General features: G+C 61.4%; 25 protein-coding genes. 22 read left to right on the forward strand and 3 right to left on the reverse strand.

The window, feature by feature from the left end:
- Nucleotides 1-14: 14 nt before the first annotated feature.
- A complete protein-coding gene (gene selO / locus ICA16_RS18190; protein ID WP_210701192.1) occupies nucleotides 15-1,478 on the forward strand; it encodes a protein adenylyltransferase SelO in 1,464 nt (487 codons plus the stop codon).
- A 6-nt stretch (nucleotides 1,479-1,484) separates the two neighbouring features.
- On the opposite strand, the gene mazF is transcribed toward selO, so the two are convergent.
- Together mazF and mazE are read right to left on the reverse strand one after the other, a co-directional pair.
- Nucleotides 1,485-1,847, reverse strand: coding sequence for a type II toxin-antitoxin system toxin MazF (mazF, locus tag ICA16_RS18195; RefSeq protein WP_150617516.1), 363 nt, complete (start codon nucleotides 1,845-1,847; stop codon nucleotides 1,485-1,487).
- A complete protein-coding gene (gene mazE / locus ICA16_RS18200; RefSeq protein ID WP_210701193.1) occupies nucleotides 1,847-2,116 on the reverse strand; it encodes a type II toxin-antitoxin system antitoxin MazE in 270 nt (89 codons plus the stop codon). The genes mazF and mazE overlap by 1 nt, the downstream gene beginning before the upstream one ends.
- Nucleotides 2,117-2,351: 235 nt before the next feature.
- Between mazE and trxC the strand changes: the two genes are divergently transcribed.
- Nucleotides 2,352-2,786 carry a thioredoxin TrxC gene (gene trxC / locus ICA16_RS18205; RefSeq protein ID WP_210701194.1) on the forward strand — a complete coding sequence of 145 codons (435 nt, stop codon included), beginning with the start codon at nucleotides 2,352-2,354 and terminating at the stop codon, nucleotides 2,784-2,786.
- Nucleotides 2,787-2,915: 129 nt separating this feature from the next.
- Here trxC and ICA16_RS18210 read toward each other — a convergent pair whose 3' ends face one another.
- On the reverse strand, nucleotides 2,916-3,686 hold the full coding sequence (locus ICA16_RS18210) for a ParA family protein (protein ID WP_150604870.1): 771 nt from the start codon (nucleotides 3,684-3,686) through the stop codon (nucleotides 2,916-2,918).
- 356 nt (nucleotides 3,687-4,042) lie between these two features.
- Here ICA16_RS18210 and ICA16_RS18215 point away from each other — a divergent pair, with 356 nt between their 5' ends.
- From ICA16_RS18215 to ICA16_RS18310, 20 genes are all read left to right on the forward strand, one after another.
- A complete protein-coding gene (locus ICA16_RS18215; RefSeq protein ID WP_150604869.1) occupies nucleotides 4,043-4,768 on the forward strand; it encodes a beta-ketoacyl synthase chain length factor in 726 nt (241 codons plus the stop codon).
- On the forward strand, nucleotides 4,744-5,553 hold the full coding sequence (locus tag ICA16_RS18220) for a lysophospholipid acyltransferase family protein (RefSeq protein ID WP_210701195.1): 810 nt from the start codon (nucleotides 4,744-4,746) through the stop codon (nucleotides 5,551-5,553). The genes ICA16_RS18215 and ICA16_RS18220 overlap by 25 nt, the downstream gene beginning before the upstream one ends.
- On the forward strand, nucleotides 5,534-5,794 hold the full coding sequence (locus tag ICA16_RS18225; protein WP_047299425.1) for a phosphopantetheine-binding protein: 261 nt from the start codon (nucleotides 5,534-5,536) through the stop codon (nucleotides 5,792-5,794). The genes ICA16_RS18220 and ICA16_RS18225 overlap by 20 nt, the downstream gene beginning before the upstream one ends.
- Before the next feature lie 9 nt (nucleotides 5,795-5,803).
- Nucleotides 5,804-6,058, forward strand: a complete 255-nt coding sequence (locus tag ICA16_RS18230; protein ID WP_150604867.1) for an acyl carrier protein — start codon at nucleotides 5,804-5,806, stop codon at nucleotides 6,056-6,058.
- Complete coding sequence (locus ICA16_RS18235) at nucleotides 6,055-6,600, forward strand: COG4648 family protein (RefSeq protein ID WP_210701196.1); 546 nt, start codon at nucleotides 6,055-6,057, stop codon at nucleotides 6,598-6,600. The genes ICA16_RS18230 and ICA16_RS18235 overlap by 4 nt, the downstream gene beginning before the upstream one ends.
- On the forward strand, nucleotides 6,597-8,276 hold the full coding sequence (locus ICA16_RS18240) for an acyl-CoA synthetase family protein (RefSeq protein ID WP_210701197.1): 1,680 nt from the start codon (nucleotides 6,597-6,599) through the stop codon (nucleotides 8,274-8,276). The genes ICA16_RS18235 and ICA16_RS18240 overlap by 4 nt, the downstream gene beginning before the upstream one ends.
- A 77-nt stretch (nucleotides 8,277-8,353) precedes the next feature.
- Nucleotides 8,354-9,088 carry a glycosyltransferase family 2 protein gene (locus tag ICA16_RS18245; protein WP_150617510.1) on the forward strand — a complete coding sequence of 245 codons (735 nt, stop codon included), beginning with the start codon at nucleotides 8,354-8,356 and terminating at the stop codon, nucleotides 9,086-9,088.
- Nucleotides 9,085-10,032, forward strand: a complete 948-nt coding sequence (locus ICA16_RS18250) for an LpxL/LpxP family acyltransferase (protein ID WP_210701198.1) — start codon at nucleotides 9,085-9,087, stop codon at nucleotides 10,030-10,032. Before ICA16_RS18245 ends, ICA16_RS18250 begins: the two co-directional genes overlap by 4 nt.
- Nucleotides 10,013-11,557 carry an HAL/PAL/TAL family ammonia-lyase gene (locus ICA16_RS18255; protein WP_150604862.1) on the forward strand — a complete coding sequence of 515 codons (1,545 nt, stop codon included), beginning with the start codon at nucleotides 10,013-10,015 and terminating at the stop codon, nucleotides 11,555-11,557. Before ICA16_RS18250 ends, ICA16_RS18255 begins: the two co-directional genes overlap by 20 nt.
- Nucleotides 11,550-11,975 (forward strand): acyl-CoA thioesterase, encoded by a 426-nt coding sequence (locus ICA16_RS18260; RefSeq protein ID WP_095187415.1) that lies wholly within the window; start codon nucleotides 11,550-11,552, stop codon nucleotides 11,973-11,975. Before ICA16_RS18255 ends, ICA16_RS18260 begins: the two co-directional genes overlap by 8 nt.
- Nucleotides 11,972-12,574 (forward strand): outer membrane lipoprotein carrier protein LolA, encoded by a 603-nt coding sequence (locus ICA16_RS18265; RefSeq protein WP_150617507.1) that lies wholly within the window; start codon nucleotides 11,972-11,974, stop codon nucleotides 12,572-12,574. The genes ICA16_RS18260 and ICA16_RS18265 overlap by 4 nt, the downstream gene beginning before the upstream one ends.
- Complete coding sequence (locus ICA16_RS18270; RefSeq protein ID WP_210701199.1) at nucleotides 12,558-14,897, forward strand: MMPL family transporter; 2,340 nt, start codon at nucleotides 12,558-12,560, stop codon at nucleotides 14,895-14,897. The genes ICA16_RS18265 and ICA16_RS18270 overlap by 17 nt, the downstream gene beginning before the upstream one ends.
- Nucleotides 14,894-16,057, forward strand: a complete 1,164-nt coding sequence (locus ICA16_RS18275; RefSeq protein WP_210554308.1) for a cation:proton antiporter — start codon at nucleotides 14,894-14,896, stop codon at nucleotides 16,055-16,057. The genes ICA16_RS18270 and ICA16_RS18275 overlap by 4 nt, the downstream gene beginning before the upstream one ends.
- Nucleotides 16,044-17,291 (forward strand): NAD(P)/FAD-dependent oxidoreductase, encoded by a 1,248-nt coding sequence (locus tag ICA16_RS18280; protein ID WP_150604857.1) that lies wholly within the window; start codon nucleotides 16,044-16,046, stop codon nucleotides 17,289-17,291. Before ICA16_RS18275 ends, ICA16_RS18280 begins: the two co-directional genes overlap by 14 nt.
- On the forward strand, nucleotides 17,288-18,013 hold the full coding sequence (locus ICA16_RS18285; protein ID WP_210701200.1) for a class I SAM-dependent methyltransferase: 726 nt from the start codon (nucleotides 17,288-17,290) through the stop codon (nucleotides 18,011-18,013). Before ICA16_RS18280 ends, ICA16_RS18285 begins: the two co-directional genes overlap by 4 nt.
- Complete coding sequence (locus ICA16_RS18290) at nucleotides 18,013-18,603, forward strand: hypothetical protein (RefSeq protein ID WP_210554309.1); 591 nt, start codon at nucleotides 18,013-18,015, stop codon at nucleotides 18,601-18,603. The genes ICA16_RS18285 and ICA16_RS18290 overlap by 1 nt, the downstream gene beginning before the upstream one ends.
- Nucleotides 18,600-19,796, forward strand: a complete 1,197-nt coding sequence (locus ICA16_RS18295) for a beta-ketoacyl-[acyl-carrier-protein] synthase family protein (protein ID WP_210701201.1) — start codon at nucleotides 18,600-18,602, stop codon at nucleotides 19,794-19,796. The genes ICA16_RS18290 and ICA16_RS18295 overlap by 4 nt, the downstream gene beginning before the upstream one ends.
- Nucleotides 19,793-20,257 (forward strand): hotdog family protein, encoded by a 465-nt coding sequence (locus tag ICA16_RS18300; RefSeq protein ID WP_210701202.1) that lies wholly within the window; start codon nucleotides 19,793-19,795, stop codon nucleotides 20,255-20,257. The genes ICA16_RS18295 and ICA16_RS18300 overlap by 4 nt, the downstream gene beginning before the upstream one ends.
- Entirely contained in the window at nucleotides 20,250-20,978 is a 729-nt protein-coding gene (fabG, locus tag ICA16_RS18305; RefSeq protein ID WP_150604852.1) for a 3-oxoacyl-ACP reductase FabG, read from the forward strand. The genes ICA16_RS18300 and fabG overlap by 8 nt, the downstream gene beginning before the upstream one ends.
- Nucleotides 20,978-22,213, forward strand: a complete 1,236-nt coding sequence (locus tag ICA16_RS18310) for a beta-ketoacyl-ACP synthase (RefSeq protein ID WP_210701203.1) — start codon at nucleotides 20,978-20,980, stop codon at nucleotides 22,211-22,213. The genes fabG and ICA16_RS18310 overlap by 1 nt, the downstream gene beginning before the upstream one ends.
- The last annotated feature ends 16 nt before the right edge of the window (nucleotides 22,214-22,229 follow it).

A 22,229-nucleotide genomic window follows, 5' to 3' on the forward strand; every position in this document is an offset into this window, starting at 1 on the left:
GCTGGAGCCGGCCCTTGAAAGCCCTCGACGAACTGACCTTCGACAATCGTTTCGCCCGCCTCGGCGATGCGTTCTCCGCCCATGTGCTGCCCGAGCCGATCGACAACCCGCGTCTGGTCGTCGCAAGTCCCGCAGCGCTCGCCCTGCTGGATCTGGAGCCGGCCACCGCCGAAACCCAAGAGTTTGCCGAACTGTTCGGCGGCCACAAGCTGTGGGCCGATGCCGAGCCGCGAGCGATGGTTTACTCCGGGCATCAGTTCGGTGGCTACACACCGCAACTGGGTGATGGTCGCGGCTTATTGCTCGGCGAGGTCTACAACGCGGCCGGCGAGCACTGGGACTTGCACCTCAAGGGCGCCGGGCAGACGCCGTTTTCGCGCATGGGCGATGGTCGCGCCGTACTGCGTTCGTCGATCCGTGAATTCCTCGCCTCCGAAGCGCTGCACGCGCTGAACATTCCTTCCTCGCGCGCCGCCTGCGTGATCGGCTCCAACACCCCGGTCTGGCGCGAAAAGCAGGAACGCGCCGCGATGGTGCTGCGTCTGGCGCCGAGCCATATCCGCTTTGGCCACTTCGAATACTTCTACTACACCAAGCGTCCCGAGCAGCAGAAGTTGCTCGGCGAGCATGTGCTGGCGATGCATTTTCCGCAATGCCTGGAGCAACCCGAACCGTATCTGGCGATGTTCCGCGAGATCGTCGAGCGCAACGCCGAGCTGATCGCCAAATGGCAGGCCTACGGGTTCTGCCACGGCGTGATGAACACCGACAACATGTCGATCCTGGGCATCACCTTCGACTTCGGCCCGTTCGCGTTTCTTGATGACTTCGACGCCAACTTCATCTGCAACCACTCGGACGATCAGGGCCGCTACTCCTTCAGCAATCAAGTGCCCATCGGCCAGTGGAACCTCAGCGCCCTGGCTCAGGCGTTGACGCCGTTCATCAGCGTTGAAGCCCTGCGCGAAACGCTCGGCTTGTATTTGCCATTATTCCAGGCGCACTACCTCGACCTGATGCGCCGTCGTTTCGGTTTCACCACGGCTGAAGACGACGATCAATTGCTGCTGGAAAACCTGCTGCAACTGATGCAGAACAGCGGCGTCGACTACACGCTATTCTTCCGCCGGCTCGGTGATCAATCCGCAGAACTGGCCGTTGCTCAATTGCGTGACGACTTCGTCGACATCAAAGGCTTCGACGCCTGGGGCGAACGCTATGTGGCGCGGGTTGCCCGTGATGGCGCGCTCGATCAAGAGCAACGCCGCACGCGCATGCACGCGGTCAATCCGCTGTACATCCTGCGTAATTATCTGGCGCAAAAAGCGATTGATGCGGCTGAACAAGGGGACTATTCAGAGGTTCGCCGGTTGTACGCGGTGTTGAGCAAGCCGTTCGAGGAACAACCGGGGATGGACAGCTATGCCGAGCGCCCACCCGAGTGGGGCAAGCATCTGGAGATCAGTTGTTCGTCGTAAGGCGTCTCAAGCCAGAGGATCGATAGCGCTGACAACTCGAGCGACAATATCCGCCATTGTCACGTCATCCAATCGTTCGATAAATCTGGCTGTCCCCTCTCTTACGCGCTGTTCAATATCAAAGCTACGAACCTGATTACACACCGCTACGCCATTGGTTTCGTGTCCCGTGATGTTCACGGCCAATCCTGAATTTCTGCTGAAATTGCCGCCGCTGGTGACGGGTACGGTCATGCTGACGCCCAATGCATTGATCTCCCGAGGCGTAATCACTACAAAACGGTGCCGGTTCATCATTTCTCGCCCAGCTACGGGATTCGGATCAATCCAGTAAACGTCTCCCCGCTGTGGGGGTTGCCGACGCACCATCAGCCCAACTCCCTGCCAACGGGATCACCATCGCGAGCCTCAGCAGTCTGGACGTTCAGCTTCTTTAGCTCCTCGGCACCTTCAAGTAGCTCGGACAAGCTATATCGCCTACGCGCAGGAGGTACCGCTGGGCGAGCGATCAACTCACCGTCCACCACATTCAGTTCGAGTTGCGCCCCTACTTCCAGATGCAAAAGCTTCAGCAGCGTCGGCGGAATCGTGATGACGGCAGCGCCACCCTGACGGCGAATTTTGGATGTTACGGACATTATGTCGCTCCGATTCGATACATGCAGGTCATCGACCTCGAGATAAGTGCAACAAAAGTAGCACGCAGATACAGACAAAGCGATCTCCTCACGACAAGCGTTAAAAAGCTGAATTGGCCTTCAGGCTAGCCAGTGACGAGAAGTTGGGGCTCGAAAAAATGTGAGCAGGTGAGACATTGATAAACTGGCGTACCGCCTCCATAAGTCTCACAGACTGTCTAATCAAGAGACCATCATGACCGACCCACTGCTCATCCCCTGCCCCGCCTGCAACGGCCTCAACCGCATTCCCGCCGAGCGCCTCGCTGACCAGCCGAAGTGCGGTCGCTGCAAATCTGCGGTGCTGCTGGACAAACCCTTCGAACTCAAGCAAGGCGATTACGCCAGCCAGATCAAGGGTGATCTGCCGTTGTTGGTGGACGTATGGGCGGACTGGTGTGGGCCGTGCAAGTCGTTTGCACCGGTATTCGAGCAGGCGGCTGCGCAGTTGGCGGGCAAATGCCGGTTGGCCAAGCTTGATAGCGAGGCGAATCAGCAGCTGTCGGCGCAGTTGGGGATTCGCTCGATTCCGAGCCTGATTCTGTTCAAGAACGGCCGGGAAGTGGCCCGGCAAAGTGGGGCGTTTCCGTTGCCACAGTTGATGGCATGGCTGCGTAGTCAGGGTATCTGATACACCTCATCAACCCTGTGGGAGCTGGCTTGCCAGCGATGACACTGGATCAGGCACTTCAGATGCTGAATGTGCCGGCCTCATCGCGGGCAAGCCCGCTCCCACAGGTTTTGTGGGAGCTTCGAGAGATCACGCGTCTTCGAGCAGGTTGTGCAACTCGACAAACTGCTGGGTCAGCTTGTGCCGCGGATCGAGGTGGATCAGCGGGATGCTGGCCTGATGCGACTCGCGCATGCGCACTGAACTGGTCAGATACACCGGCAATACCGGCAAACCTTCGGCAATCAGTTCATCGAGAATTTGCTGCGGCAGGCTGGCCCGCGCCTGGAACTGATTGACCACGATGCCTTCGACTTCCAGGCCTTCGTTGTGGTCTTCCTTCAATTCTGCGATTTCCGCCATCAACCCGTACAAGGCCTGACGCGAGAAGCTGTCGCAATCGAAGGGAATCAGCACGCGATCAGCCGCAATCAGCGCTGATACCGCATAAAAATTCAGCGCCGGCGGTGTATCGAGATAAATCCGGTCGTAGTCTTCGGACAACTCATCGAGCAATTTACGCAGCTTGTTGATCTTGTGCTTCGCCTCAAGCTTCGGCTGAAGATCCGCCAGCTCGGCGGTAGCGGTGATGATGTGCAGGTTGTCGAACGGGGTTTCGTAGATATCCGCCTGATTCTTTTTCGAGAACGGCCCTGAAGACAGCGTCTGCTTGAAGAAATCGGCAATGCCCATCGGGATGTCGTTGCCGGTGAGCCCCGTCAGATACTGAGTGGAGTTGGCCTGAGCATCGAGATCGACCAACAGTGTGCGATAACCCTCACTGGCGCTGACCGCTGCCAGATTGCAGGCAATGCTGGATTTGCCCACGCCACCTTTCTGATTGAACACCACGCGCCGCATGACAAAACCTCCGTGTATCAAAGAATGACCGAGTGTAGATGCGCGCCGCCTCGCTTCGCTACCTTCACGGACATGGACTACAAGGTCAGGTGCAAATTTCAGCGTGCAGGACGAGTAAAAACCCTCATCAATCGCCGAGATGGCCGACAGACAAGCCTCTGACAATCTGGATAATGGCCAAGTGACAGCTTTATCGCGAACCATTCGGTACATTTCACTGCACAAAATGTAACCAGCATTTGCTACACACCCGTGTCACCGGGATAATGCGCGCCACCCGGCGCCAAGCGCCACGTCAAGCCTGCTGCGGCTTTGGCGACTCACGCCTCAACAAAAAGCCCGCAGGGGCGGGATGAATGCCCGTGATCAACTTCAACATCGCCCAATGGCGCGCGTGGGCCCCGGGGCTCGATAGCGTGGACGCATGGCAAGCCTGGAGCCGACAACCGGTCGTGCTTCAGAGCAGTGACGCCGCGCCCGATGTGTCGTTCTTGCCGGCCATGCAACGCCGCCGCCTCAGCCGACTGGCCAGAATGGCTTTCAGTGTTGGCTGGCCACTGGCCGACGGACGGGAAAACCTTCCCTTGGTGTTCGTCTCGCGACACGGCGAGACCCCGCGCACTTACGAGATCCTCAGTGACCTTGCCAAAGACGAACCGCTGTCGCCGACGCAATTCAGCCTGTCGGTACACAACGCGATCATCGGCCTGTGGTCGATCATGCGCGGCGAAACCAGCGAAATGACCGCCCTCGCCGCCGCTGGCGACGGCCTCGAACACGGCATGCTCGAAGCAGCAGCCCTGCTCAATGAAGGCGCTCCGGCAGTGTTGCTGGTGATTACCGAAGAACAGCCGCCCGCAGCCTATTCAGCGTGGATCGACGATGTGCCGTTTCCTTACGCGCTGGGTCTGTTGCTCACCCCCGGTACCGACTGGCGGCTGACCCTGAACAGCACCACAGAAGCACTGTCCAAAGCGCACTGGCCCCACGCGCTCAATTTGCTGCGCACCCTGCTCGGCCAGCAAACCCTTTGCCAACATGCCTGGAAAAATCGTGTATGGACCTGGCAACGCAACCCGTGACCCAAAAGAACCGCGACGCCTACTACTGGCGTCTGCTAGCCACAGCGGCGAGTTTCGCGCTGTTCGGGCTGGGCGGGCTGTGCCTGCGCTTGCTGGTTTTCCCGGTGCTCGGCTGTCTGCCCGGTGATGCGCTGAAGCACCGGCAGCGTGCGCGGCAGACCGTCAGTCGGTTGTTCTGGTTTTTTGTCCGATTCATGGCTCGCACCGGCGTATTGACCTACGACATTCAGGGCGCTGAACGCCTCGGTCGTCCCGGACAGATGATCATCGCCAATCATCCCTCGCTGATCGATGTGGTGTTCCTGATCGGTCTGGTACGCCAGGCCAACTGCGTGGTGAAGAAAAGCCTGTGGGAAAACCCCTTCACCCGTGGCCCGCTGCGCAGCACTGAATACATCAGTAACGACGGCAGCATGGACATGCTTGATGCCGCCGCCGAGTCCCTGCAAAACGGCCAGACCCTGATCATTTTTCCTGAAGGCACGCGTACTCAACCGGGCCAGGCACCGGCCTTTCATCGGGGGGCTGCGGCGATTGCCCTGCGGGGTGCGAAAATCCTTACGCCGGTGGTCATCAAGGTCAACCCGACCACTTTGACCAAAGCCGAGCCCTGGTATCGGATACCCAGCCACCGCGTGCACTTCAGTTTTCGCATCGGGGCCGATATAGATCCACAGACATTCGCCGCACAAGGCCCGGCACCGCAGGCCTCGCGCAAGCTCAACGACTATTTGCATTCATACTTCATCAAGGAGCTCGCCGAAGATGAGCGATCTACACCGTGAGATTAAATTGCTGATCATCGACGCCCTCGGCCTCGAAGACATCAGCGTCGACGACATCGGCGACGATCAAACACTGTTCGGCGAAGGCCTGGGCCTGGATTCTGTCGACGCGCTGGAACTGGGTCTGGCGATCCAGAAAAAGTACGGCATCAAGATCGACGCCGACGCCAAAGATACCCGTAACCATTTCTCCAACGTGGCGAGCCTTGCGGCCTTCGTCATGGCAAAACAGGCAGCTTGAGACCGGACCATGCAAACTCGTGACGACATTTTCAACACCCTGCGTGACGCCCTGGTCGAGCTGTTCGAACTGGATCCCTCCCGTGTAAGCCTGGACTCCAACCTGTATCAGGATCTGGAGATCGACAGCATTGACGCAGTCGATCTGATCGACCACATCAAGCGCCAGACCGGCAAGAAGATCGCCGCCGAAGAATTCAAAACGGTGCGCACTGTCGGTGACGTGGTCGAGGCGGTCTACCGTCTGGTTCAACCGACCGCATGAGTCGATTGATCGGCCTCGGCCTGCTGCTGGCCGGTCTGCTGTATCCCTTTGCGGTGTATTTCGGCATGGAGCACTTTGCTCCGTGGCAGTTCGGCCTGCTGCTGGGCAGCCTGTGGCTGGCGCGAGCACTGACCGGCGAACGCAAACCCGGCAGTCTGTGGATGGCCTGCGTGGCGATGATGTTTTGCCTGTTGCTGGCGCTGTTCGACAGCCCACGGTTGCTGCGCTGGTATCCGGTGCTGATCAGCGGCTTCATGCTGGTGCTGTTCAGCCTGAGCCTGAAATACGGCCCGCCGATGGTCGAACGCCTGGCGCGGCTGCGTGAACCGCAGTTGCCGGCCAACGCAATTGCCTACACGCGCAAGGTCACGGTGGCCTGGAGCATTTTTTTCTTCTGCAACGGTTTGTGCGCCGCGCTCCTGACCCTGTGGGCGCCGCTGAGTTGGTGGATGTTGTACACCGGCCTGATCTCCTACGGATTGATCGGCCTGATGTTTGCCATTGAATGGCTGATACGACAACGGGTAAGAGGCCGTACATGAATTGGATAAAACTTGAGCAACTGTTGCTCAAGGCGTTGCCGGCGCGGGCAATCAGCCACGCCCCGGCATTGGATCACGCGCAGTTGTGCGAACAGGCATTGAGCGTCGCTGCCGGCCTGCAAGCCCGAGGCGTGCAGCGTTTGGCGGTACATCTGGAAGATGCCGCCGACCTGGCCATCGCCCTGCTCGGTGCCTGGCGCGCTGGCGTCAGCGTATTGCTGCCCTCGGACTTGCAAGCGCAAACCCGCCAGCGCTGGTCTGGCGAAGTGGATCTGTGGCTGACCGATCAAACCGGCGACAGTGGTTTAGCCGAGTTCCATCAGCCACCACTGACCGGCGCCGAGCTGGATCTGGATCAGTGCCGCTTGAGCCTGTGCACTTCCGGCTCCAGCGGTGAACCGAAGCGTATCGACAAGACTCTGCGCCAACTGGCCAATGAAGTCGAAGCACTCGAGCAGCTGTGGGGCGCGGATCTCGCTGAGGCGTGCGTCATCGGCAGCGTCGCTACCCAACACATTTACGGTTTGCTGTTTCGCGTGTTGTGGCCGCTGTGCGCCGGGCGAACCTTCGTGCGCAAGCAACTGGCATTCCCCGAAGACCTGCAACGCGCCAGCCGCGAGTATCCAGCCTTCGCCTGGGTTGCCAGCCCGGCGCTGCTCAAGCGCATGGGTGACAACCTCGACTGGCCGGCCCTGAGCGCCGTGCGCCGGGTGTTTTCTTCGGGCGGCGCACTGCCGGCCGAAGCCGCGCAGAGCCTGCATCAACGCTTGCAACAGTGGCCGACTGAAATCCTCGGCAGTTCGGAAACTGGCGGCATCGCCTGGCGCCAGGGTGAGCAACTGTGGCAGCCGTTCGCCGGTGTCGAACTGAGTCAGGACAACGACGGTGCACTGCTGATCGCCTCACCGTACCTGCCTGCCGGGCACGTTGAACACACCGCCGATGCAGCACGCATTGCCGCCGATGGCCGTTTCGAACTGCTGGGTCGACTGGACCGAATAGTCAAACTCGAAGAAAAACGCATTTCCTTGCCGATGCTTGAGCAAGCCTTGGTCGCCCACGACTGGGTTGCCGAAGCGCGATTGGGCGTTGTTCAGGAAAATCGTGCGTCCCTCGGCGCCTTGCTGGTGCTCAGCGAGTCCGGCCTGTTTGCTCTGCGCGAACACGGTCGACGTAGCCTGACCGAAGCCCTGCGCCAGCACTTGAAAGAGCACTGCGAAGCCTTGGCCCTGCCGCGTCGCTGGCGATTGCTGCGGCAAATGCCGCTCAACAGCCAGGGCAAACTGCCGCAGGCGGATATCGAGGCGCTGCTGCTCGGCCCTCGGCCGAAAGCCCCCGAGGTGCTGGAGCAAACCGAAACGGATGGCGAATGGAGCCTGCAACTGAGCGTACCGCCAGATCTGGCGTACTTCAGCGGCCACTTCCCCAAAGCCCCCGTGTTACCCGGCGTGGTGCAAGTGGAATGGGCACTGAACCTCGGTCGGCAACTGCTGAACCTGCGCGGCCCGTTTGCTGGCATGGAAGTGCTGAAATTCCAGCAACTGGTGCGCCCCGGCGATGAAATCCAGCTGCACCTGCGGTTTGATCCTGAGCGCAGCAAATTGTATTTCGCCTACCGTAATGACACGGCGACCTGCTCCAGTGGCCGGATTCTTTTGGGTGTAGAGCATGATTGACCTTGGTGAGTGCTGCGCACTCAATCGCGAGCAGGCTCACTTCTACAGGGATCGCAGTTTCCCAGTGGAGAATCGGTATGCATAACCCCTGCGCCGTGATCCCGGTCTACAACCACGAAACCGCGATCACCACCGTGGTCGATGCCCTGCTCGCCCAAGGTCTGCCGTGCCTGCTGGTGGACGACGCCAGCACGCAGTCCTGCGCGCGGGTGTTGGACGGGCTGGCCGAGCGCGACAACGTGCATCTGGTGCGGCTCACCATCAATCAGGGCAAGGGCGGCGCGGTGATGACCGGCCTGCGCGAAGCCTCGCGCCTGGGCTTCAGCCATGCGTTGCAGGTAGATGCCGACGGCCAGCACGATCTGCACGATGTTGCCCGCTTCGTTGAGGAATCCCGCGCACATCCGCAAGCATTGATCTGCGGTTATCCGCTGTTCGACGAAAGCGTGCCCAAGGGCCGTTTGTACGCGCGCTACCTGACTCACGTGATGGTCTGGGTCAACACACTGTCATTGCAGATTCGCGATTCGATGTGCGGCTTTCGCGTCTATCCACTGGCACCGACGTTGGCGGTGATCGACTCGGCCAAGGTCGGCAAACGCATGGATTTCGACTCGGACATTCTGGTGCGTCTGGCGTGGCGCAATCAACCGATGCGCTGGCTGCAAACCAGCGTGCATTACCCGCTGGATGGCGTCTCGCACTTCCGGCTGTTCCATGACAACGCGCTGATTTCGAGCATGCACACGCGGCTGTTCTTCGGCATGTTGCTGCGCTTTCCGCTCATCCTCTGGCGACGGTGGCGGACATGACCGTCGAGACCGATAAAAAGCACTGGGCCGACCGCGAGGAGCGCGGCAGTTTCCTGCTGATGAAATTCACCGCGCTCGCCGCCAAGGTACTTGGTCGCCGCCTGCTGAGCCCGTTGTTGTACGGCATCGTCCTGTACTTTTTCCTGTTCGGCCGCACGGCACGCAACAGCGCTTGGCAGTATCAGCAACGCCTGGCCGACTGGAGCCAACGCGAAGACTTGCGCCCAAGTCATTGGCGAGTATTCGGTCAGTTCATGGCGTTCGCCGATTCGCTACTCGACAAGCTCGACGTGTGGAACGGCAAGCTGCGCATCGAGCAAATCGAAATCATCGACCCGGCGCTGCTGCGCACTCAACTGCGCGGCAGTCGCGGGCAACTGCTGGTCGGCGCACACCTGGGCAATCTCGAAGTGTGCCGGGCGCTGGCGGAAATCGGCGAAAAGGTCACCATGAATGTGCTGGTGCACACCAAGCACGCCGAGCAATTCAACCGCTTGCTGGGTGAAGCCGGGGCGACCAATCTGCGCCTGATTCAGGTCAGCGAACTCGACCCGGTGATCATGCTGCAACTGCACGAACGCCTGGAGCGCGGCGAGTGGCTGGCGATTGCCGGCGACCGTGTGCCGCTGCACGGCGGGCGCAGCGTGACCGTGGATTTCCTCGGCCATCCGGCGCCATTCCCGCAAGGCCCTTGGTTGCTGGCCGGCCTACTCAAGTGCCCGGTCAATCTGCTGATGTGCCTCAAGCAACCCGACGGCCATTATCGCCTGACCCTCGAACCGTTCGCCGACGCCGTAGTGTGGAAGCGCAGCGAGCGCGAACAGGTCATTCATCAGTGGGCAACCCGCTACGCGCAGCGCCTGAGTCACTATTGCCTTGAAGCCCCGCAGCAATGGTTCAACTTTTACCCTTTCTGGAAGACCGATGACGACGCCAACTCATGAGCCGGTAACCTTCGGCGAACGCCCTTTGCGCATCGAAGACGTGCTGGCCCTGGCCAACCGTCAGGCGCCCGTGCAGTTGCAGAGCGACGCCGATTACCGCGAACGCATCGCCAAGGGCGCACGGTTTCTCGATTCGCTGCTGGACAAGGAAGGCGTGATCTACGGCGTGACCACCGGTTACGGTGATTCCTGCGTGGTCGCGGTGCCGCTGCATCACGTCGAGGCGCTGCCGCGTCATCTCTACACTTTCCACGGTTGCGGGTTGGGCAAACTGCTCGACGCCCAGGCCACTCGCGCAGTGCTCGCGGCGCGTTTACAGTCGCTGTGCCACGGTGTGTCCGGGGTGCGGATTGAACTGCTCGAGCGGCTGCACGCTTTTCTCGAACACGACATCCTGCCGCTGATTCCCGAAGAAGGCTCGGTTGGCGCCAGCGGCGATCTGACGCCGCTGTCCTACGTTGCCGCAACCCTGTCTGGTGAGCGTGAAGTGATGTTCCGTGGCGAGCGCCGTCAAGCGGCCGACGTCCATCGTGAACTCGGCTGGACGCCGTTGGTGCTGCGCCCCAAAGAAGCGCTGGCACTGATGAACGGCACCGCCGTGATGACCGGCCTCGCCTGCCTCGCCTACGCCCGCGCCGATTACCTGTTGCAACTGGCCACGCGGATCACCGCGCTGAACGTCGTGGCGCTGCAAGGCAATCCGGAGCATTTCGACGAACGCCTGTTCGCCGCCAAACCGCATCCGGGGCAGATGCAAGTGGCCGCATGGCTGCGCAAGGATCTGGCAATCGACGCGCCGACTGCGCCGCTGCACCGTTTGCAGGATCGCTACTCGCTGCGCTGCGCCCCGCATGTCCTCGGCGTGTTGGCCGACAGCCTGAACTGGCTGCGTTCGTTCATCGAGATCGAACTCAACAGCGCCAACGACAACCCGATCATCGACGCCGAAGCCGAGCGTGTGTTGCACGGTGGGCACTTCTACGGCGGGCACATCGCGTTCGCCATGGACAGCCTGAAGAACCTCGTGGCCAACGTCGCCGACCTGCTCGACCGTCAACTCGCGCTGCTGGTCGATGAACGTTACAACCACGGATTACCGAGCAATCTGTCCGGCGCCACGGCGGATCGCGCGATGCTCAACCACGGCTTCAAGGCTGTGCAGATCGGCACCAGCGCCTGGACCGCCGAAGCCTTGAAAAACACCATGCCAGCCAGCGTCTTCTCGCGCTCCACCGAGTGCCACAACCAGGACAAGGTGAGCATGGGCACCATCGCCGCCCGTGATGCGATCCGCGTGCTGGAGCTGACCGAACAGGTCGCCGCCGCCACACTCCTCGCCGCGAACCAGGGCGTGTGGCTGCGCGCTCAGGTCGAAGACGCCCGAGCGCTGCCGCCTGCGCTGGCCGCCATGCACGAAGAACTCGCCAAGGACTTCCCGCCGGTCATCGAAGACCGCGCACTGGAAGGCGAACTGCGCCTGTGCCTGCAACGCATCGCCGCGCAACACTGGAGGCTGCATGCGTAGCGCCGGAGTACTGCATGCCGATACGGAAATCCTCGTCCCGTTCTTCGACGTCGACACCATGCACGTGGTCTGGCACGGCCATTACGTCAAATACCTGGAAGTAGCGCGCTGTGCGTTGCTCGACAAGATCGGCCACAACTACACGCACATGGTCGAGTCCGGTTACGCCTGGCCGATCATCGACCTGCAACTGCGCTACGTGCGTGGCGCGGTGTTCGGCCAGAAGTTGAACGTGCGCGCCAGCCTGGTCGAGTGGGAAAACCGTCTGAAGATCAACTATCTGATCACCGACCTGCAAAGCGGCGAACGCCTGACTCGCGCAAGCTCCGTGCAAGTGGCGGTCGAAGTGAGCAGCCGCGAGATGCAACTGGCGTCACCAAAAGTCTTCACTGATGCCGTGGAAAGGATGCTGCGATGAACCTGTTTTTTAGAAGCCTTGGGGCGCTGGCGCTGCTGGCCGTGTCGTCACTGGCCAACGCTTTCGACCTGCAACAACTCAGCCAGCAACTGGCCAAGCCGGACGTGATCCACGGCCAGTTCATCCAGGAAAAACACCTGCGCGCGCTGCCCCAGCCGCTGATCAGCAAGGGCAGTTTCGTCCTCGCAAAAAACCATGGCCTGCTCTGGCTGCTGAAAACTCCGCTGCAACAGGATTACCGCATCAGCGCCAAAGGCATTGCCCGGCGTGACGGCAACGGCTGGCAGTTGCTCCCGAACAAGAGCGCCGGGGCCGAGCAGAACCGCTTGTTCCTCGCCGTATTGCAAGGTGACAGCAGTGGCTTGCAACGGGATTTCGAGCTGGCGCTCAGTGGCGACGCGCAGCAGTGGAAACTCACCCTGACCCCACGTTCGCTGCTGCTCAAGCAAGTGTTCAACCAGATCAACATCGACGGCGGCGAACTGGTGCAAACCATCGAACTGCTGGAAACCCAGGGCGACAGCACCGTGCTGCGCATGCAGGACAGCAGCGCCGGCCAACCGTTGAGCGATGCGGAGCAACATGATTTTGCCGAGTGAACGCAAGCTGCCCTGGCTGTTCCTGATTCTGCTGCTGGCGGTTGTCGCGCTGGCCGGCTGGCAGTGGCGCGACGGTGCGCCGTTGTCCGCCAACCTGATGGAACTGGTGCCGGGCACCGATCCGGACGCCCTCGAACTGCGCGCCGAACAACGCATGCAGGAACCGCTCAACCGCGAAATGCTGGTGCTGGTCGGCCACGCTGATCGCCAGCAAGCAGTGGCCATGGCGCAGACGCTGGGCGAACAATGGCAAGCCAGCGGCCTGTTCGAAAAAGTGCAGTGGAACCTGCAAGCGGACTTGCCGGCCCTGCGCACGCAATTGCTGCAAGGGCGACTGGCGATGCTCTCGGCGGACGACCGGCAATTGCTGAGCGAACATCCCGACGCCTTCATTCAGCAACGGGTACAGGCACTGTTCGACCCGTTCAGCGGTTTCAGTCTGGTGCCGAGCCAGGATGACTGGCTGGGCCTGACCACGCGCATCCAGAACAGCCAGCCACAACACGGCGCGGTGCAACTGGACATCGGCAGCGGTGCATTGGTCGCCGATGCCGACGGCAAGAGCTGGGTGCTGTTGCGCGCACGCACCACCGGCAATGCCTTCGACATGAACCTGCCGCTGCAAGTGGCCGAACTGCTCCAGCGCGGTCGTGATCAGGCAGCGAAATCCGACGTGCAGCTTCTGGCCGCCAGCGGTCTGCTGTACGCCGCCAGTGGTCAGCAACAGGCCACTCGCGAGATGACCTGGGTGGGCGGCGGCGCCACAGTCGGGATTCTGCTGTTATTGCTGCTGGCGTTCCGCCGTTGGCGCGTGTTGCTGGCGTTTGTGCCGGTGCTGGTCGGTATGTTGTTCGGTGCCGTGGCGTGTGTGGCGCTGTTCGGCCATATGCACGTGATGACCTTGGTGCTCGGTTCCAGCCTGATCGGCGTGGCGGTGGATTACCCGCTGCACTATCTGTCGAAGAGCTGGAGCCTGAAACCTTGGCGCAGTTGGCCCGCCTTGCGCCTGACCCTGCCCGGGCTGACACTGAGTCTGATCACCAGTGCCATCGGTTATCTGGCGCTGGCGTGGACGCCCTTCCCGGCGCTGACGCAAATCGCCGTGTTCTCCGCTGCCGGGTTGCTCGGCGCCTATCTGTCGGCAGTGTGTCTGCTGCCAGCGCTGTTGAAGAATGTCGAACTGCGCCCGGCGCAGTGGCCACTGCATCTGGCCCAACGGCTGGTGAACCTGCGGGAAAAATTGCTCGAATACGTGCGCACGCCGGTGTTGCTGGCGCTGTTGATCGCCTTCTGTGTGGGCGGTCTCGTGCAACTGCAAAGCAAAAACGACATCCGCCAATGGGTCGGCGCGCCGCAGCAACTGACCGACGAAGCGCAGACCATCGCGCGCATTACCGGGTATCAGCCGACCAGCCAGTTCTTCCTGGTGCGCGCAGCCAATCAGCAAGAACTGCTGGAACGCCAAGCGGCACTGAGCGAACGTTTGCAGCAACTGGTCAACCTCGACAAGCTGCAAGGGTATCTGGCGCTTGATCAACTGGTCAGCCCACCGAGTCAGCAACAGCAAGTGCGCGAAGCGCTGAACAAACTTCCACAGTTCTGGCAGCCACTGCTCGATCTCGGCGTGCCGGTGACGGCCCTGCAAACCGAGTTGCAGCAGTTGCAAACATTACCTCTTGAGGACATCGACGCCGCGCTGGCCGGTCCGCTCGGCGAGCCCTACCGCACACTGTGGCTCGGCCCGACCGAAGAGGGCGTGGCGGCGATAACCAGTCTGCAAGGCCTGAACAATCCTTCGCTGCTGCGGGTGCAGGCGCTGGATCTGCCGGGGGTAGTGCTGGTGGATCGCCTCGGTGAATTGAACAGTGTTTTCGCCGCCACGCAGATCAGCGCGGCGGAACTGAAACTCGCTTCCTGCGTGTTGATCGTGCTGGTGTTGATCCTGCCGTTTGGTCTCGGCGGCGCCGTGCGCATCGTCACGCTGCCGTTGCTGGCAGCGCTGTGCAGCCTGGCCAGCCTCGGTTGGCTCGGACAGCCGCTGACACTGTTCAGCCTGTTCGGCCTGCTGCTGGTGACAGCGATCAGCGTCGATTACGCGATTCTCATGCGTGAGCAAGTCGGCGGTGCGGCAGTCAGCCTGCTGGGCACGTTGCTGGCGGCCGTGACGACGTGGCTGTCATTCGGTTTGCTGGCAGTGTCGAGCACGCCAGCAGTGAGCAATTTCGGTTTATCGGTCAGCCTCGGTCTGGCCTTCAGCTTCATGCTTGCACCGTGGGCCGGGCGTCATCCTCACACCGCAACAGTCGCGGAGCCGGCAGCATGATGATCGTCGGATTCTGGCTGCTGGCCATGGCCTTGTTCTTTGTCGCGACCCGCGTCGGTCGCCATTTCGGCCTGATCCCGATTGTCAGCCAGCTGCTGTTGGCGAGTTTCGGCTTGCCGCTGCTGATGTATTTCTGGATCGAACCGGGCTGGCAGCTCAGCGGCGCCGAACTGATTGCGCCGACGTGGCTGAAAGACCTCTACAGCCTGAGTTTTGCACTGTTGCTCGGGCACATCCTCAGCGATGTGATCGACCTGCGTCTGGACCGCCAGAGCGTGAAAATTGCCGTACCGAGTTTCGCCGTACCCTTCGCCTGTGGTCTCGCGACCGCCTATTGGCTGCTGCCGGCGCAACCGTGGCTCAACTCATTGGCCATCGGTCTGGTGTTCGCCATCACCGCCATTCCGGTGCTGTATCTGTATCTGCGCCACATCGATTACCCGCCTGACGCCACGCGGCGGCTGGTGCAAACCGCGATCCTGATCGACCTGACCTGCTGGACTCTGTTCGGCCTCGCCCAGGGCAGTTTGCACCTGAGCAGTCTGTTGCTGCCGCTGGGGTTGGCGTGCGTTCCCTTGCTGCTGCGCCTGTTCGGTGTGCAGCGGCCGCTGACTTACAGCCTTGGATTCTTTGCGTTATTGGTCCTGGCCGAGCATTACAAACTCAATGCGCTGATTTTCGGCATCGGTTACCTGGTGTGCATGGCCACGCTGAAAATACCGCTGGTGCTGCCGTTGCCGGCGCGCTGGATGAGCCGTTTGCAGACGTGGATCGCGATCCCGTTGATCCTCACGTTCGGCATTGTGCAGATCGACGTCCACAGCGCCCTCGCCAGCCTTGGGGCGCTGCAATGGGCAGCGCTGCTGCTGGTGCCGATTGCCAGTAAACTGCTCGGCAACTGGCTTGGCCTCGGCTGGGCCGGTGCCTCGTTCGAGGGCGCCAGTCGCTGGCGTGAAAGCGTGCTGCTGAACATTCGCGGCCTGAGCGAAATCGTCTTTCTCAACCTGTTATTGCAACAACAACTCATCACGCCGGCGCTGTACTTCGCGCTGATGCTGATGGGCCTGATCGCGACGTTGCTGCCAGCCCTGATCGGCCTGCATCGCGCCCCCCTGAATTTGAACCACCCTTTGCCCCGGAGCTCACGTGCCAATCGTTGAAATGGAATCCCGTCAGGTCGTGATCATCGGCGCAGGCCCCTCAGGCGCCATCGCCGCCGCCCTGCTCAAGCGCAAGGGCCACGACGTGCTGGTGATCGAGCGTCAGCACTTCCCAAGGTTTTCCATCGGCGAAAGCCTGCTCAGCCATTGCCTGGATTTCGTCGAAGAAGCCGGCATGCTCGACGCCGTCAACGCCGCCGGATTCCAGCGCAAGACCGGCGCTGCGTTTGCCTGGGGCGAGCGCTACAGCGCGTTTGATTTTGGCGACACCTTCACCAACGGCAAGCCGACCACGTTCCAGGTGCAGCGTGCCGACTTCGACAAACTGCTGGCCGATCAAGCCGCGCTGCAAGGCGCCGAGATTCGCTATGGCGATGCCATCGTCAGCGTCGATTTCGACCGGGCAAAACCGCAGCTGGATGTGCGCCGCGAAGACGGCAGCGAATACCGCGTCGAAGCGGATTTCGTGCTCGATGCCAGCGGTTACGGTCGCGTGCTTTCACGCTTGCTGGATCTGGAGGCGCCGTCGAATTTCCCGGTGCGTCAGGCAGTGTTCACTCACGTCGAAGATCACATCGACAACCCGGCGTTCGACCGCGAAAAAATCCTCGTCACCACGCACCCGCAGCATCGCGATATCTGGTTCTGGACCATCCCGTTCAGCAACGGTCGCTGCTCGGTGGGCGTGGTCGCCGCTGCCGAACACTTCGAAGGTCGCGATACCGATCTTGACGCCTGTCTGCGCGGTTTCATCGCTGAAACGCCAAGCCTCGCCGGCGTGCTCAACAACGCCGTGTGGGATACCCCGGCGCGCACCCTTGGCGGCTACGCAGCCAACGTCAAAACCCTGCACGGTCCGGGCTTTGCGTTACTCGGCAACGCGGCGGAATTTCTCGATCCGGTGTTCTCCTCCGGCGTAACCATCGCCATGCGTTCGGCGAGCATGGCCGCGGCTGTGCTGCATCGTCAGTTGCAGGGCGAAACGGTCGATTGGCAAAGCGAGTTTGCCCAGCCGCTGAAACGCGGCGTCGACACCTTCCGCTGCTATGTCGAGGGCTGGTATGCCGGGACCTTCCAGGACGTGATTTTCTATGAAGACAGTCAGGCCGACATTCGCCGGATGATCTGCTCGATCCTCGCCGGTTATGCCTGGGATGAACGCAACCCGTTCGTCAGCGAAGCTCGGCGCCGGTTGAAGATGATTTCCGAACTTTGTGCAAAGGACGCCCCATGAATTACCTGAGCGACAGCTACGTCGAGGAAACCCGCTTCGGTTTCTGGTTCCTGCGCAGCCACACCTGGCAGCATCACGTGTTGCGCGTGGCAATCAACGATCTGCGTGGGCTGTTCAGCGAAGCACTGCCGGCAAACCCGGTGCTGCTCGATGCCGGTTGCGGTCAGGGCAAGTCGTTCGGCCATTTGCGCCAGACCTTTGCACCACAGCGTTTGATCGGTATCGATGCCGATCCGCACAGCCTTGAATTGAGCGCCGCAGAAGCGGCGCGTCAGGGACTGGATGTCGAGCTGATCGGCAGCGATTGCGCAACGCTCAACGTGCCGGACGCCAGTGTCGATCTGCTGTTCTGCCACCAGACCTTTCATCATCTGGTCGAGCAGGAAAAGGCCTTGGCCGAGTTTTATCGGGTGCTCAAGCCTGGCGGTTATCTGCTGTTTGCCGAATCGACCGAGGCTTACATCGATACCTGGGTGATTCGCTGGCTGTTCCGCCATCCAATGCACGTGCAGAAAAGCGCCGCGCAGTATCTGGGGATGATTCGCGAGCAGGGTTTCGAGTTTTCCGAGCGCAATGTTTCGTACCCGTATTTGTGGTGGAGCCGGTCGAAGGATTTCGGTTTGCTGGAGCGCTTTGGATTGCGCAAGCCCAAACCGTTCGGGCAGCGGGAAGAGACGCTGGTGAACGTGGTTGCGCGCAAACCACTTGCGGGTGCCTTGTGATGCGACACACAACTTGTAGGAGTGAGCCTGCTCGCGATAGCGGTGGATCAGCCAACATGTTTTTTGAATGTGCAACCGCGATCGCGAGCAGGCTCACTCCTACAAGGTTTGTGGTGTGGCTGGTATGGGGGATATTTGCGCTGCTCAGTGGTTGCGCCACTCAGGCACCGCTGCCGGCTGGCAACCCGACGCTGCCGCTGCCATTGCAACTGCACATCGAACGCCAGCAAGCCGAACAACGCCAGGACTGGCTGCTGGTGATCCAGCGTGAAGGTCCCGGCATTCGCTGGTCGATGATGGACCCTCTGGGCATTCCTCAGGCACGTCAGCAACTGATCGACGGGCGCTGGCAGGCCGATGGCTTGCTGCCGCCAAACCCGGAAGCCCGGGAGTTGTTCGCCGCCCTGCTGTTCGCCCTGACCCCGTCCGGCGAATTGCTGCGCAACTACCCCGCCGCGCAGCAACAGGGCGAGCAACGCTCCCTGCCAGCGCGCTGGGACATCCGCTATTCACAACCGTTGAGCTTCGAATTGAAACTGCCTCAAGGCCCGCACTACCGCGTTTCCCCACTCGGTGAACCGACGCCATGACTGCCTACTTGAATGCCCTCGGCGTGATTTGCGCGCTGGGTCGAGACAAGCAACAAGTCGCGCACAACCTGTTCGCTGGCGACTGCTCCGGCATGCGTCGCGAATCCGGCTGGGTGCCGGAGCGTGAGTTGCCAGTGGCCGCCGTGCACGGTGAGCTGGCAGCGATTCCGCCGGAGTTGGCCGACCAGCGCAGCCGCAACAATCAGCTTTTGCTGGAAGCTGCGTTGCAGATCCGCGACGACATCGACCGGGCTATTGAGACTTACGGCCGCGAGCGCATCGGCGTGGTGCTAGGCACCAGTACCTCGGGCATCGACGAAGCCAGTCGGGGTCTGGCGCATTTCCTTCAAGAACAACAATTCCCGGTCGAGTACGACTATCGGCAACAGGAGCTCGGCGCCCCGGCGAATTTTCTTGCCGACTGGCTGCAACTGAGCGGCCCGGCCTACGTGATTTCCACCGCGTGCACCTCCAGCGCACGTGCGCTGATGAGCGCGCAGCGCCTGCTCGATCTGGGCCTCTGCGATGCGGTGCTGTGCGGTGGCGTCGACAGCCTGTGCAAGCTGACCCTCAACGGTTTTTCGTCGCTGGAAGCGGTGTCCGATGAGCGCTGCAATCCGTTCTCGGCCAACCGCAACGGCATCAACATCGGCGAAGCCGCGGTGCTGTTCGTGATGAGCAAGCAACGCGGGGATGGTCCGGCCATCGCCCTGCTCGGCGCTGGCGCCAGTTCCGACGCGCACCATATCTCGGCGCCGGAACCGAGCGGGCGCGGTGCGCTGCAAGCGATGCAAAAAGCCCTGAGTCGCGCGCAATTGCAGCCCGGGCAAATCAACTATCTGAACCTGCACGGCACCGCGACCCAACACAACGACGCCATGGAAAGCCTGGCGGTCGCCACGCTGTTCCCCGACGGCGTTGCATGCTCGTCGACCAAACCGATGACCGGTCACACGCTCGGTGCTGCCGGCGCGCTGGAAGCGGCGTTCTGCTGGCTGAGCCTGAGCGCTGACAACCCAGGCCACGCGCTACCGCCGCACGTCTGGGATGGCCACCCCGATCCCGACTTGCCAGCGCTCAAATGGGTGACCGCAAGTGAACCCCTGACGTCCATTGCACCCCGCTACCTGATGAGCAACTCGTTTGCCTTCGGGGGCAACAACGTCAGCCTGATTATCGGAGACGCCCCATGACTGACTGGCCGCTCGCCGAACTGCTGCCTCACGCAGGCGACATGATCCTGATCGACAAGATCACGCGCTTCGACGATGAACAGATTTACACCTGCCTCACGGTCAAGCCTGACGGCCTGTTCAACCTGCCCGACGGCAGCCTGCCGGCATGGGTCGGCGTCGAGCTGATGGCACAAAGCGTCGCCGCGTTCGCCGGTTGTCATGCCCGGCGCAAAGGCAATCCGGTGGAACTGGGTTTCCTGCTCGGCACACGCAAGTTCGAGTGCAACGTCCAAGCGTTTCCGGCTGGTAGCGAGTTGACCGTCCATGGCATCCGCTCGCTGGAAGATGACAACGGCATGGGCGTGTTCGAATGCCACATCACTGCGCCCGGCATCCAGGCCAGCGCTCGACTGAACGTGTTCCGCCCGCCGCAACCGTCCCAATATCTACAACAGACACAGGAGTCGAACGATGACTGAATCCGTACTGGTCACCGGCTCCAGCCGTGGTATCGGCCGCGCCATTGCCTTGCGTCTGGCGCAGGCCGGGCACGACATCGTCCTGCATTGCCGCAGCGGCGTCGCCGAAGCCCAGGCAGTGCAAGCTGAGATTGAAGCGCTAGGCCGCAACGCACGCATCCTGCAATTTGACGTCGCCGACCGTGAAACCTGCAAAACCATTCTCGAAGCCGACGTCGAAACCCACGGTGCCTATTACGGCGTGGTGCTCAACGCCGGGCTGACCCGCGACGGCGCCTTCCCAGCCCTGAGCGACGACGATTGGGACGTGGTGCTGCGTACCAACCTCGACGGTTTCTACAACGTCCTGCACCCGGTGATGATGCCGATGATCCGCCGCCGCGCCGCCGGTCGCATTGTCTGCATCACCTCCGTCTCCGGGCTGATCGGCAACCGCGGCCAGGTCAACTACAGCGCCTCCAAGGCTGGCGTGATTGGTGCTGCGAAAGCATTGGCGATTGAACTGGGCAAGCGCAAAATCACCGTTAACTGCGTCGCGCCGGGCCTGATCGACACAGCGATGCTCGATGAAAACGTGCCGGTGGAAGAATTGATGAAAATGATCCCCGCGCAACGCATGGGCACCCCAGAAGAGGTGGCCAGTGCGGTGAATTTCCTGATGTCGGCGGAAGCCTCGTACATCACCCGCCAGGTCCTGGCGGTCAACGGAGGCTTGTGCTGATGAAGCGCGTCGTCGTCACCGGCATGGCCGGCATCACCTCGCTGGGTAGCGACTGGCAAACCATCGCCGGCAACTTCGCAGCCAATCGCAGCGGCATCCGCCGAATGGACGAGTGGGATCGCTTCAGCGAACTCAATACGCGTCTCGCCGGCCCAATCGATGATTTCGTCGTCCCGGCGCACTGGACCCGCAAACAGTTGCGCAGTATGGGCCGGGTTTCGCGTCTGGCGGTCGGCGCGGCGGAAAAAGCCCTGGCCGACGCCGGCCTGCTCGGCGATCCGTCGATCAAGGATGGGCGCATGGGCGTGGCCTGCGGGTCGTCCACCGGCAGCACCGACGAGATCAAGGCGTTCGGCAACATGCTGCTCAACTCGGTAGCCGAGGGTCTGAACGCCAATTCCTACGTGCGGATGATGCCGCACACCACAGCGGCGAATATCAGCATCTTCTTCGGCCTCACCGGGCGTTTGATTCCGACGTCCAGCGCCTGCACCAGCGGCAGCCAGGGCATCGGCTACGCGTATGAAGCAATCAAGTTCGGGCGCCTGCCGTTGATGCTCGCTGGCGGCGCCGAAGAACTCTGCCCGACCGAAGCGATGGTGTTCGACGCGCTCTACGCCACCAGCCTGAAAAACGACGCGCCACAGACCAGCCCACGCCCGTACGACAAGGGCCGCGATGGTCTGGTGATCGGTGAAGGTGGTGGCATGCTGGTGCTCGAAGAGCTGGAACACGCCCTCGCCCGCGGTGCACATATCCACGCCGAGCTCGTTGGTTTCGGCAGCAACGCCGACGGCCAGCACACCACCCGCCCCGAACAAACCACCATGCGCCGCGCGATGGAACTGGCGCTCGAAGACGCCGGGATCACGCCGGATGCAATCGGTTACGTCAATGGCCACGGTACCGCTACAGAACAGGGCGACATTGCCGAAACACTGGCGACCAGCAGCCTGTTCGGTGAACGCATGCCGATCAGCTCGCAGAAGAGTTTCCTCGGCCATACGCTCGGGGCCTGCGGCGCGCTGGAGTCGTGGTTCAGCATCGAAATGCTCAACCGCGACCTGTACGTGCACACGTTCAACCTCGATGAAGTCGATCCGCACTGCGGCAAGCTCGACTACCTGCGCGGCGAATTCCGCCAGATGAGCAACGAATACGTGATGAACAACAATTTCGCTTTTGGTGGCGTCAACACCTCGTTGATTTTCCGCCGCTGGCCGCAACCGAATTAATCCAGGTCAAGGAGAC

It is taken from the genome of Pseudomonas anatoliensis (genome assembly GCF_017976235.1).
Taxonomy (GTDB): Bacteria; Pseudomonadota; Gammaproteobacteria; order Pseudomonadales; family Pseudomonadaceae; genus Aquipseudomonas; species Aquipseudomonas anatoliensis.